5 protein-coding genes are annotated in these 13,176 nt (G+C 69.7%); all 5 read right to left on the reverse strand.

What is annotated here, in order from left to right; genetic code table 11:
* Nucleotides 1-2: 2 nt before the first annotated feature.
* From ACLJO0_RS01375 to ACLJO0_RS01395, 5 genes are read right to left on the reverse strand one after another with little or no spacing between them, the layout of a single operon-like run.
* Nucleotides 3-2,021 carry a YrhB domain-containing protein gene (locus ACLJO0_RS01375; RefSeq protein ID WP_410576217.1) on the reverse strand — a complete coding sequence of 673 codons (2,019 nt, stop codon included), beginning with the start codon at nt 2,019-2,021 and terminating at the stop codon, nt 3-5.
* Between the two features lie 17 nt (nt 2,022-2,038).
* Nucleotides 2,039-4,285 (reverse strand): ADP-ribosylglycohydrolase family protein, encoded by a 2,247-nt coding sequence (locus ACLJO0_RS01380; protein WP_410576218.1) that lies wholly within the window; start codon nt 4,283-4,285, stop codon nt 2,039-2,041.
* Nucleotides 4,286-5,755 carry a TNT domain-containing protein gene (locus ACLJO0_RS01385; RefSeq protein ID WP_410576219.1) on the reverse strand — a complete coding sequence of 490 codons (1,470 nt, stop codon included), beginning with the start codon at nt 5,753-5,755 and terminating at the stop codon, nt 4,286-4,288.
* 5 nt (nt 5,756-5,760) lie between these two features.
* Nucleotides 5,761-6,207 carry a hypothetical protein gene (locus ACLJO0_RS01390; RefSeq protein WP_410576220.1) on the reverse strand — a complete coding sequence of 149 codons (447 nt, stop codon included), beginning with the start codon at nt 6,205-6,207 and terminating at the stop codon, nt 5,761-5,763.
* Nucleotides 6,204-13,172 carry a toxin glutamine deamidase domain-containing protein gene (locus ACLJO0_RS01395; protein WP_410576942.1) on the reverse strand — a complete coding sequence of 2,323 codons (6,969 nt, stop codon included), beginning with the start codon at nt 13,170-13,172 and terminating at the stop codon, nt 6,204-6,206. The genes ACLJO0_RS01390 and ACLJO0_RS01395 overlap by 4 nt, the downstream gene beginning before the upstream one ends.
* Nucleotides 13,173-13,176 lie beyond the last annotated feature (4 nt).

Consider the following 13,176-nt stretch of genomic DNA (forward strand, 5'->3'; position numbering starts at 1 on the left):
CTCTACTGATCTCCTCGTGGGTACCGGTTCGCGTCCCAGCGTCGCCGCTCTTCGGGTTCGCGGGGCAGGCCGAAGCGGTTGAAGTAGTAATAGGCGTCGCCCGCCATGGCGTCGACGACGCCGAGGCCGGGATACGCCGCGAGCCAGGCCGCCGGCAGACCGGGCACGGTGAGCCTGGCGCCCACCATCGCCCCGGTCAGCGCGCCGGTCACCGCGCCGCCGCGAGCGGCCAGCGCGAGCGCCGCCTCGGGGTCGTGGCCCCGTTTGGCGGCGGCGAACAACGCCCTGCCGAGCACCGAAAGCGGCGTCCGGCCGTCACCGATGCTGTCGAACTGCTCGACGTCATCGCCGTCGATGTCGTTCCTGAGGTCGAGCACGGTCTTGACCAGATCGCCGACCTCGCCGCTGTACTCGTCGAAGCCCTCGAGGAAGTTCGCGACCGCCGGTCGGCCGTCGCGGGCCGCGAGCTGGGCGCGGAACAGGTTGACCAGCAGTTCGGCACCGTGGACGACCTCGTGGCCCGCCGCGGAACCGACCAGCTCACGGACCACCTTCATCGCGTAGAACGCATTGTCCGCGGGACCCTGCACGCCGCCGGTCACCGTCGCGGCGAGCGCGGTCGCCAGCATCGCCGAGAACTCGGCGGGAGGCGGGCCCGCGCCCTCGGTGGCTTTGGCGACCCAGCCGTCCGGCCGTCCGCCCGCGGGCAGTGACGCCGGGATCTCGGGTTTGTCGGGAGTCGGGTCCAGGCCGCGGATCACCGATTCGGTGTGGAACAGCAGCTGCCGGGTCAGCCCGCCGAGTGGCAGGCCGTCGGCGGGGTCCGCGCCCGAGCCGAGCGCGTCTCCGAGTGCGAAGCCGACGTACGCGCCGAGAAGCCGGGGGTACGCGAAGCTGCCCACGGGAAGCGTCGGGTTGTAGAACTTCCCGAACGTCCAGGCGGCCGGGCGAGGTTCGCCGTTGTCGTAAAAGTGCGTCACCAGGCCGTTGGCGAACAGGTCTTCGGGTAGCTCCGGCAGCGGACGGGCGTCGTACTTCGCCCGGGAGCGCTCGAACGACAGCGTCGCGGCCAGCGTGTAGCGGGTGAGCTCTTCGCTGCTCAAGGTGTAGCCGTTGTCGCGAGCCTGGTCGACGAGACTCCGCAGGTTCGCGACGGCGGCGCCGTCGTACTCCCCGCTGAAGTAGGCGGGGCGCCCGACGGACTCGGGGCGCTCGGTTCCCGCCGGGAGTTCGAGGTCGGCGACCTGCCGCAGCGTCTCCGGGTAGACGTTGAAGGTCTCCGGCCGTCCCGGGTTGACCAGCAACCCGACGCCGGGGTTGTCCTTGGCCCGCCGCAGCAGCACGCGGGGCTGGACTCGCTGCCACATCGTGTACTCCGACGGCACCTGCGCCTCGGAGGTGTAGACGACGAACCGCACGCCGGCGTCGCCGAAGTCGCGGACCTGCAGGTGACCGTCCTTCGCCGGGGCCAGGACGTCGAGGTCGAGCATCCAGTGGACGAACTCCTCCGGCGTGATCCACTCGACGCGCAGATAGCCGAGGAGCGTCTCGACGGGGCTTTCCGGTGCCGGGCGGCCGGAGAACCGCGGCCCCGGCCGGTGATCCGGATTCGCGCGGACCGCGCCGGTCGGCTCGCCGTACAGCGTGTGCTGTTCCCAGCGCAGGATCGCCGCCTTCGGGACGGGCAGACCGGGGACCGCGTCCGGGTCGAACTCGGGATCGGCGATCTCGGTCCACCGGGTGAAGGCGTCACTGTCGTCGCCGCCCGCCGCCGAAACCGCCATCAGCTCCAGGTCGAGCCGGATCTCACCGCCGTCGTCCGGCACGAACGCGACCGGGCTGGGAAAGAGGCCCATGCCGGGATCGGTCCCGTCGAGCCAGCCGACGGTGTTGTAAGTGACGTTCCAGCCGTCGGTCGCGCGCACGACGTAGTCGCGGCGCACCCGCAACGCGCCGGTGCCCTCCCCGCTGCGGCCCGCCAGCCATTCCTCGACCCGGCTGACGGCTTCCTCTTCGTTCATCTTCCCCATTCCAGATTTCACCAGCGGGGATACCGCTCGGCCCAGCCGTCGACCTCGTTCAGCGCCGAATGGCGGTCGAAATGCCAGAACACGTCGGTGGCGATGTTCTCCACCAGGTAACGCAGCTCAAGCTGATCGACCCACTTCTGCGGCAGACCGGGGATGCCGGTGCGGGCGCCGAGCAGCGCACCGGCGATGGCGCCGGTCATCGCGCTGCGGCCCGAGTGGTTGACCGCCCGCAGCAGCGCCTGCTCCGGGTAGTTCTCGAAGCCGGACAGTGCCGCGAACGCGCGTCCCAGCACCGAAAGCGTGCCCTTGCCGTCGCCGATCAGCTCCGGGATCCGCAGATCGGGCAACCCGTGCTTGCCGAAGAACGGCACCGATTCCGCGACCATCGCCTTCAGATCCGTCCAGACCGGCCCCCGCTGGTGCGGGTTCTGGTCGCTGAAGATCTCGCGGGAGATGTTCCAGACCGGGTAGCTGAACGCCTCCGAGGTCAGGGCGGGTTCGAAAAGCCAGGTCAGGTAGGTCGCCGCTTCGACGTCGATCTCACCCGGATGAGTGACCGAAACGAGGTCGCGCACCGCCTGGCGGACGCCGCCGCTCATGGCGGTCCCCGGTCCAGCCGCGGTCATCGCCGCCGGCAGCGCCGCGACCAGCGCGTCCGGCCCGCTCATCGGCATCGCCGTCGGGGAAATGGTCGCCAGCGCGTGGTAGGCGTTCAGTTCGGCGTCGTCGGGGGTGCGGCGGACGCGCAGTTCCGGCACCTTCACCAGCCAGCCGTCGGCGTTTTCCAGCGGCGCGCCCTGGGTGTGCAGCCAGCGCATCAGCGAATTGCGGGCGACCGTCCCGAGCGCCTGTTCGGCGGAGCGGTTCTCCGGCTGCTCGCGATGCGGGCTGCGGATGACGGCCTCGGTGTAGAACAGCAGCCGCTGGGTGAGCGGCCCGATCCGGCCGGGCAGGTCGAACGCGACCGGCAGATCGGTGACGCCGTCCGGGCCGTAGGTGTTGTGGATCTCGTCGAGCCGCATCCGGTCGACAGCCGCTCCGAGCGCCTCGCCGAGCGCGAAGCCCACGTACGCGCCCGTGACGCGCTGCCAGCCATAGCGCGAGCTGGAGCGATCTCGGTCGAAGTACTTCCCGAAGGTGTCCAGACGCGGCTGGATCTGCCCCTCGTTGTCGTAACCCGGCGCCAGCCCGTTCGCCCGCAGGTCGTTCGGACGGGCGCGCGGCGGTTCCGGCTGCTTGAGCCGCGCCAGCCATGACTGGCCGAGGACGGTCTTCTGGCATTCCTCGGCGCTCAGTTCGAACCCGCGGCGTCTCGCCCGTTCGGCGGCGGCCAGCGGCGGCTTCACCTGTTCGGACAGGCCCATCTTCGCGGCGGTTTCGGCGGCGAAGGTCTCCAGTTCCGGATCCGCTTCCGGGCAGCGCTCGTAGACGTCGACGCCCGGGCCCCGGCGCGGGAACCGTTGGGCGGTTTCGGCGAGTTCGGCGCCGCTGACGTCCTCGAAGGTCGCCGGGCCGCCGTTGATCACGAGGTTCGGCGGGCTTTCGTACCCGGCGAGCGTGGCGATGTCGACCTTCCAGTACCCGTGTTCACGGGACGGGAGGTTCCTGGTCGAGCTGAACACCCGCAGCTCGGCGCGTTCCTCGTTGAAGTAGAACCGCTCCGTCTTGCCCGACGCCAGGTCCACCGGGACGTAGACCTCGCAGCGCAGCAGCCCGATGAGCAGCTGTTCCCTGGTCAGCCAGCCGACGCTGGCGAACGACAGCAGCGTTTCGAGCCGGTTCTCCGGCTTCGGGTAGCCGCGGCGGATCGGACCGGCCTTGTACTCGGGATTCTCCCGCTCCTGCCCGGTCTGGACGCCGTCCGCGTTGACCTGGACCCAGCCCGCGACGACCGCGGGCGGAACCCCGAGATCACCGAGTCCGGCCTTGGCGTACTCGGGGTCGACGACCTCCCGCCACGCCTCCTGGCCCGGGAACGCGACCGGGACGCTGAGCCCGCCGGGCTGCGGATGCGCCTGGCGCAGTTCGCCGTCCGGTTCGCGGACGATCACCGACGGCGGCGGGAAGATCTCCTTCTCGGCGTGACCCTCGTCGAGGAAGGCGATCGTGTTGTAGGGGACCGACCAGCCCTCGGGGATGCGCAGGACCTTCTCGTGGTTCACGCGCAGGCCGGCGCCGCCCGGTTCGGACACGTCCGGACCGTGGACCGCGCGCAGCCACTCTTCGACCTTGGCTACCGCTTCCGCCGATTCCACCTACTCGATCCTCTCCAGGCTGCCGTCGGACACGTGCTCGGCGATGGTCCTCGGGAGCACGTAGGCCACCGCCCCGCCGGGCATGTTCGCCCAAGGGACGGTGACACCGATGATCACGTGGAGCGGGCGTCGCAGCCGGTAGGTCCCACCGACGCGCTCCCGTTCCAGCGGCAGGGACGTCGTGGCGAACCGTACCCCTCCGTGGTGAACCAGATTGCCGGTTTCCTCGCCGAACCGCAGTACGACCGTACCGGCGACCATCCGGCTGACGCGCTTGTTACGGAGCAAGGTGAGGGGAGGCTCACCCGGCGCCGCCTGCACCGGCCAATCGGCGAGTTCCTTCGCCGTCTCCAGCGGCGTCTCGTGCCCGGCGGTCATCCTCGCCGGATGCAGCAGGAGAGCGCCGAGAAGCTGGTGTGCCGCGTCGTCGAGCTTGTCGAAGTACTTCGGCGACACCGGGTCGCCACCCGAGTAGGCCGCGACCTCCCAGCCCTTCTCGGTGAAGTTGAGGCACCAGGCGCCGTCCGCGCGGTCGCCGATGCGGTACGCCTCCGGCCAGACGCCGTGCTCGCCGAGCCTGCTGACCAGCACGACCAGGAGCTCTTCGTCGGTCAGGGCCGGATTCGGCGCCGTCTCCAGCTCCGCGGCGATGTCGCCTTCGGTCTTCTTGACGTCGGAGCGGCCCGGTTTCGGCCTCGGTTTGCCGAGCAGATCCGCTTCCGCGGTCCGCCGCACGAGGTGTTCGACGTACGGCGGCTGGAACCGCTGGCCGCGAATGTGCCCGACCAGCTCCGGCTCCGGGGGGATCCCGTATTTCCGCAGGTAATGCGGCACGGACGCGTGCCAGATCCAGGTGCCGTCGGTGTGGTAGCTCTCCGGGACGTCGTCGTCGGCTTCCGGATCGAAGATGTCCTTGCCGAGACCGCTGCCGGAGAGGATCGCCGGTTCACGTTCGAGGTACTGCGCGACCAGCGGCGCTTCGGATTCGTCGAGCTCCGGTCTGTCCACCACCGGTGGCTCGCCCTCGGTGTACGCGTCGACGATCCGGGCGTGCCGGAACTCCACACGCAACGGCAGCTGCGCGCGCAGCCGCCACCAGTCCGGGACGTGCTCGTCCTCGCGCGGGAACGCGGCCAGCTCGTCCGGGTACGCCGAAGCGGGCGGAGTCCTGGTCCACGCCGGTTCGTCGTCGAGGGTGAAGTCGAAGTCGAAGGTGCCGTCGGGGTTGAGCGTGAACCGCGACTGGAGCCAGGTCCCGCGGCCGGTGGTGTACATGCCGGTGCGAAGCCTGCCGAAGAGCTCGTTCAGCTCGGGGGCGGGTACGACGTTGTGGCCCTCGAGTTCGGTGTGCTCCCCGGCCTGCCGGAAATCGGCGGCCGCCGGCCGCGCCGCGTCGGCGACACCCGCCCGGATGAGCTTGCCGATCTCGACCAGCAGCCCGCGTTGTTGTTCGGAAGTCAGTTGTTCCACGTGAATCATCGCGCCCGGTTCGGGAAACGTGGTTCCGCCCGGAACGACGGCGCCTCGCCGGCGGCTCGGCGGGCCAGCTCGTCCTCCCACATCTTGAAGGTGCGCTTGCGCAGAGACTGAATCAAGGCCGATTCCGGTGGTTCCACGCGGCGGTTTTCGCGCTTGGCCTGCGCGTACAGGCCGTCGATGGTCTCGTAAAGAGCGAAGATCGGTCCGCCGCCCTTGAGCTCGTAGGCGCGGGCGCGCTCGGTCTCCTGGACGAACTTCTCTTCGGACACCTTGCTGATGTCCGAACTCGCCATCGCCCACATGACCTCACGCACGTGCTCCGGCTTTTCGTCGAACTCGCCGGTGCTCAGGTTGAGGAGAAAGCCGGTCAGGCCTCCGTCGGGGGTCGACTCGACGCGGTAGGTCTTCCCGAAGTACGTGTAGAAGGACGGCGTCTGGATCACGTGTTCTCCTCAGGAGGCAGGCCCTTGCGGAGACCGGCCATGAACTTCTCCCGGACCCGGTCCATCAGCGCCGCTTCCAGCAGGGCCTGTTCCGGGGACAACCTCTTCTTGTTGTTCTCGTCCAGTGTCCGGTTGTACGTCGGGAAGTCACGACGGACCTCGTACAAGGCGTGCTCGTAGGCCGACACGGTGTCGATGTGCTTCAGGTGCAGCCGCAGTTCGGCGACGTGCCCGTTCGGCAGCCGGACGTTCATCTGCAGATCGCGGTACCCGCTGTCCTGCGGATTCGCGAACCGGTCGTCGAAGCTGACGATCCGGAGATCCGGATCGTCCATCACCGCGTTCAGGGCGTTGTAGACGTCGGCCAGTGTGTCGAACTGGATCTTCACGCCCACCAGATCGGTCAGTTTCGACGCGTCACCGTCGTAACCCGCGATCTTCGCCTTCGCGCGGTCGTCGTCCTTCGGACCGGGCCTGCCCGACGCGTCGCCGTTGTTCTCCTCCGCGATCCGTTCGGCGATCCGGTTGAGGTCGCCCTGGTTCTGCGGCCACGCCTCCCTCTCGGCGTCCAGGAACTCCTGGATCTTCGCGGAATCGCCCTTGTCCGCACGATCGAAGCCGGCGTGGTACTGATCGCCGCGCTCCACGTCGGCGGCGATATCCGCCACCGCGTTCGCGAGTTCCCGCTGATCCTGGGTCAGCGGGGTGTCGCCGGGGCCGTCCTGACGGACGTCGTCGATCATCGGGAAACCGCGCTCCTCGACGTCACGCAAGGCGTCTTCGAGGATCGGGATGGCCTCCGGGTGCAGCAGCAGGCTGCCGATGGTCATCGGGTTGTTGAGCAGCGAAGCGCGCAGGTACGCGTTGTCCGGGTGCTCCATCAGCCGGACGAGTTCCGGATGCGCGGGCAGATGTTCGCGGATGAAGTCCCGCATCGGCCCGACGTCGTGCTTGACCCCGTTCTCGTCCTCGTGAACGGCCCGCTTCTTGTCCGGGTCGAGTCCGTCCACCGCGGCCGCGACCTCGGGATCGTGCGCCATGCCGTAACCCGCGTCGTGCGGCGGCGTCACGATGGGACGGCCGTCCGGCCCGATCCGCGACGGCGGCACGTCGGGCGTGTCTTCCCTGGCGAACGCGATCCGCGGGTCGACATGCTGCGCGGCCGGACCTTCCGGGACGCCGACGTGCATCAGCTTCATGCTCAGCGGCGGATGCGGCAGGTTCATCAGCGCACCGGACTGCGGGTCGATGAACGCGACGCCGTCACGGGTGTTGGCCACCATGGCGACGTGCCCGCGCTCGACGCCGTTCTCGTCGAGGTACTTCACCGCGACGACCGCGTGGTGATCGGTCGGCATCCCCCGCATCTCGCGGATGACGGTGTCGTAGTCGGCGCGGTCGGAGAACTGCCCGCCGAACCGCTCCTCGACGTGTTCCAGCGTGCCGCGGCTGTCCATCTCGTGCACCAGCAGCGGATCGGCGGTCGAATCGATGCCGTTCAGCCGGTCCATGTACGCGCCCGGCGTACGGGTGCAGTTGGACCGGTAGCCGTTCGCCAGCGCGTCGGGGTCGTTGAAGTGCGGGTTGACTTCGCCGAGCCGCGGGTGCCGGTCGGCGAGGTACGCGGCCTGCTGTGCCGGGCTCGCCGAGCCGGCGTGGATCGCCGGTTCGCTCGGCGGGTTCGTCGCGACCGCCATCGACGAGTAGTCCCGCTCGGGAGCGGGCAGCTCGATCGTGTCGTCGGTGACGGGCTGCTCGCCGTACTCGGGTCCCTTGTCGGCGTCCGCGACCCCGTGCTGTGCCGGGTTTTCCGTGGTGAGGTGCGGGGTCTGCGGCTCGTCGAAGCCGCCGAGGCGCGCCATCGACTGTGCCTGCGCGAGACGCGCGAGTTCGGGCGCTTCCGCGGCGTGCCGGGCCCGCCGCTCGTCCATCTTCTGCTTGGCGGTCTCGGGGTCGAGGTAGCGCGGGTCGCCGGGAGTGACCTCTTCGGCGTGGATGACCCACTTCGGCCGGTCGACCAGCGGCGGGGTCTTGAACTCCTTGCTGTGCACGTAAAGCTGCGTGGCAGGCTTGTTGATGGCCTCGTTCTCGCGCGGGTTCTCGGCGAGTGACGAGACGTCCTTGCCCGTCTTCGAGACGATGTGGATCTCGACGTCTTCGCCGAACTTCGACTTCGTGTCCGGCGACGTCTTGATGGTGGAGCTGGTCATCGTCGGCTTGGGGACGGTCTGACCTGGCTCGTAGTGCGCCGCCATGATCGCGGCGGCCTGCATGTCGCCCTTGGTGTCGATGCCGCGGATGGCCTCGCCGTGGAAGTCCGGAAGCTCGTTGAGCGCGCCGACGATCGCCCGGGTGCTGCGCTGGGCGTTCTCGAAGTCGGGGTGCGACTCACCCCGGCGGTTCGCGTCGTTGATCGCGTAGGCGTGTTCGCGCGAGTACGAGTAGATCGCTTCGGCCGCTTCGGGCGAGACGCGGTCCTTCAGCGGGCTGGCTTCGAGCCGCTTGAGCGCCTTTTCGCGGGCCTGCTCGGCGTGGTCGGCGTTGTCGTAGCGGTCACGGAGGCTCTTGTGATCCTCCGGCGTGCCACGGAAGTTCTCGTTGCCGAGGTAACTCTCGTCGATTCGCTTGGGTGCTTCTTCCGGGCCCTTGAGCCGGTCGGCGATGTCGACCTCGGTCTTCGGCGCCTGTTCCTGAACCGGCGTTTCGGCCTCAGGGGACTTGTCGGTATGCGGCGCTTCCGGCGTGTGCGGGGCATCGCCGCCGCCCATCGGCATCGCCTTGATCGACGTCGGATCGTCGGGCAGCGTCGCGAGCCGTCCGGTCATCGGGTCGGCGAAGACCACGCCGTGCGGCGTGTTCACCGCGGCGACGATCCGCGTCTCGATCCGGTCCTTGGACCGCGGCGAACCCTCCGGCGCGTTCGGCTCGGCGGCGGCGTGATGCTCGAACGCCACCGCGGTCCGCGCGCCGACCGGACGTTCGCCCAGCTCACGGGCGACGTCGGCGAAACCGTTCCGATCCGACCACTGCCCGCCGAGCCGGTCGCTGACGTGCTGCAACGGCGAACCACCGGTCGACGGCCCGGCGACCGAGTCGCCACCGTTCATCCGGTCCTCGAACGCGACCAGCGACTCGGCAGAGTTCGTCTGGTAGCCGTCCTTCCACGATTCGGGCGCGTAGTAGTTGCGGGTGTTGGCCTCGCCGATCGCCGGGATCTCGTCCATGAGCAGCCGCACCTGCTGATGCGGTGTCTCGGCCGAACCGGCGTGGATGACCGGCGTCCCGCCCTCGTCGAGCGGCTTCGCCAGCTCCGACCAGCCGCCATCGGGAACGTGCTCCCTCGGCTTGGGGATGTCGTGGACCGGGGCGTCGGTGGCGTCGACCCAGCCGCCCTTGCCGTCGGCCAGCTTGGTCTCGAGCCCCGCGAGGCCCTGGCCCTGGAACAGTTCCGGGTGGTCGCGGCGCAGCTGGGCTTCCTGCTCGGCCGCTTCCTGCGCCAGCCGCTCCTGCACGGCGTTGTTGTATTCGCGCCGCTCGGCGACCTTCTGGTGGACTTCGTCCGGGCTCAGGTGGCCGTCTTCACCGGCGACGACCTCTTCGCATTCGACGATCCACTTCGGCAGGTCGTTGGGCGAGCCGTCGTCCAGCCGCTTCTTGTAGTCGGGGTGATCGGGATGCCCCGGGCCCATCTTGACGTCGGTGACACGCAGCTGCGTCGCCGACTTCATCAGCACTTCGCGTTCGTCCTTTATGGACGCGAGGTCCTCGATGTGGCGTCCGGTCTTCGACTGGATGCGCATCTCGACTTCGCCGGGGAAGTTGCTTCGCGGATGCTCGGGGGTGACCCGCGACGTGCTCAGCATCTGCGGGTCGACGATGACCTGACCCCTGGCATGCGCTTCGAGGAAACTCCGGATCGCGCTTTCGTTGCCGTTGAAGTTCACCCGCCGGGAGACGAGGCCCTCGTAGGCGGGCATCTCGTTGAGGCCGGAGGTGATCGCCTCGATATGCGGCCGGAGCGCGTCCAGCTCCGCGCCGCCGTGACGCTGGGCGTGCGTGATCCGCTCGGCCATGTCGGTACGCGTGTAGCTGTGGACCGCGTAGGCGCCCTGATCCGACATCGCCTTGACGCGCGGATCTTCGTGGGTGTCGCGTTTGGCGAGACCTTCACGGCGGACCTGTTCGCTCCGTGCTTCCCCGGTCTCGGTGTCGAAACCGCGCTTGTCGATCTGCGTCTCGGCGAGCGCGCGGTAGGCGGCGGGGTCGTCCGTGTGGAAGTCCGGATCCGTCAGGTACGGCTCGTCGACGGTGGTCTTGTCGTCGGGCGTGACGTCCTGCGGTGCCTCGGTGTCCTTCGGAGTCTCGACGTCCTTCGGCGTCTCGGTGTCCTTGGGCGCGTCGACGTCCTTGGGCAGCTCGGTGTCCTGAGGTGCCTGCCGCGGGGCCTCCTCCACCGGCCGCATCGGGGGCTGCTGCTGCGGGGGACGCTGCGGCTGCTGGGTGCGGTCCTGGGGGCCCGCGTTCCCGTCGTGGGCGGGGCGCGGTGCCGGGACCTGCGGCGGACGTTGCGGACCGCCGAAGCGCGGCGGCTCGGCACCGGGCGGCATCGGCCGGCCGGGCTGTTGTCCGGGACGGCCGGGCTGACCCGGGTGGTGGCCCGGGTGATGGCCGGGCGGAGGCGGCGGCATGGGGCCGCGGTTGCCGGGGAACGGACCGTTGCCCGGATGCTGGGGCCGCGGCGGATGACCGGCCGGACCGCGGTTGCCCGGCGGCGGGCCGGGCGGAGGCGTCTGCGGGCGCGGCGGGACCCCGCCGTTCGGGCCGGGGCCCGGCCTGCCCTGATACCCCTGGGGCGGGCGCGGCGGACCCTGCGGTCCCGGCGGTTGCTGAGGACGTTGCTGATATCCACCCTGACCGGGATGTTGCTGCGGCTGCGGTCCAGTCGGACGTGGGCCCATCGGACCGGGCTGACCCTGCGGTCCGCGCGGCGGCATGGCACCGGGAGGAGGTGGCGGCGGAGGTGCGAAACCACCCGGAGGCGGCGGCTGCATCGGCTGCTGGCCGTGGAAGGGCATCGGGGCTGGCGGCTGGTCGAAACGTGGCTGCTGCGGCCCGCCGTTGCCGGTGAAGCCCGCGGCCTGGACGCCGTCGTTCGGCCGAATGGGCCGCGACGGATCGTGGCCGGGAGGCGGGAAACCACCGGGAGCCGGACCGTTGCCGGGCGGGTTGCCGCCGGGCGCCATGCCGTATCCGCCCGACGGAGCGGGCGAGCTCGGACCCGGGTTCGACGCCATGCCGTACCCGCCCGAACTCGACGGCGCACCCGTGGAAGAGGAAGCGGCGGGCGGCATCGCGCTGGACTGCGAGGGACTCGGCGACGGGCTGTGCGACGGACCCGGTGCCGGGCTGGACGCCGGTCCCTGTGACGGGCTGTGCGCCGGTCCCTGTGACGGGCCGGACGCCGGTCCGGAAGCAGGATTGGAGGCCGGTCCCTGTGCCGGGCCGGACGCGGGGCTCGACGCCGGTGCAGGTGCCGGGCTTCCAGCGGGTGTCTGGGCAGCGCCAGCCGCGGGTGCCTGTGTTTGTGCGGCGGGCGCCTGCTGCTGATTACCAGCCGCGGCCTGTTGCTGACCGGAACCGTTGTCCGCGGCGTTCTGGTGGGTCTGCGGCGCACGATGACCGTCACCGGTGTCCGCCGTACGTTCCGGGGCCTGCGTCGACGACTGGCTGACCCGGTCGCTGTCCGCCGTCCGCTGCGGTCCGCTCTCGGAACGCGGCTGCGGATCAGCGGACGAACTCCGCGGCGAAGAATCGCCGTCCGAACCGCGACTCGACGCCGTCTCACTGTCCGAAGTGGACCGTTGCGACGAGTCCGGCCGCGAAGAAGAACCAGAATCCGAAGAAGAACCCGAATCCGCCGAGCCCGGAGTGCGCGAAGGCGTCCCCGAATCCCCGGAATCCACATCCGGCGTCGTAGGACCGTCTCCCGAGGCGCCGGGCGTGTTCGCGGCCTTGATGTCGCCGATCTGGCTCTTCGCCCCGTCGACACCGCCGCCCACGGCTCCGCCGGAAGCGCCCATCAGGACGTCCTTGGCCGAAAGCTTGTCCAGGTCACCGGTGACGGCGGCCTGTCCGACCGTGCTGGCGACGCCTTCGGCCGCGCCGCGTACGGCACCGCGCGCCGCGCTGTCGACGATCTGGCCGCCCACGCTGTCGGAAAGTCCCTTGGTGGCGCCCTTGCCGATACTGCTGCTGCCCGCGCCGACCACACCGTCGACGGCACCGCTGATCGCGGAATCCTTGGTCTTGCTGAGGTCCCAGCTGTCGCGGTCGCCCTTGGCCATCTGGAGGCCCTGGATACCCGCGTCCATGGCGAGGTTCATCGCCGTGTTCTGCAGGACCTCCTTGCCGATCTTCTTCAGGCCCTCCTTGAGGAGTTTCTCCAGGAGTTCCTTCGCGACCTTCTTGAAGCCTTCCTGCGCGAGCTTCTGCATCAGCTGCCGGAAGATCATCTGGACGGTCATGCGGGTGGCGATCTGCGCCGGCGCGATCCCGGCCGTCGAACCACCGAAGGTCACCGCCGCGGCCGCGATCATCGCGACGATCTGCGCGGCGAGGATCACCAGCGAGATGATGATCATGTACTTCGTGTACTCGACGTCCAGCGCGGTCGCGTTGCACGAGTCGCCGAGCGCTTTCGAAGAGTCGGCGAGTGATTTGAAGTACGCCTCGTCGCCTTCGACGAACTTCTTCCAGGCCTCGGCGAACTTCTCCGCGCCCTCACCGGTCCAGCCGCCGAGGACCTCGGTGGCGCCCTTGGTCGCGGTGTCGGCGATCGGCTGGACGGCCTTCGAGGCGTTGTGCCAGGCGTCGCGCAGTTCGCGGAGTTTGTCCTCGTCGCCTTCGGGCCAGCTTTCCCCGACGACGATCGGCAGGAGCCATTTGACCGCGTCGGGCATCTCCATACCC

The sequence above is a fragment of the Amycolatopsis sp. lyj-108 genome (genome assembly GCF_046549005.1).
Lineage (GTDB): Bacteria > Actinomycetota > Actinomycetes > Mycobacteriales > Pseudonocardiaceae > Amycolatopsis.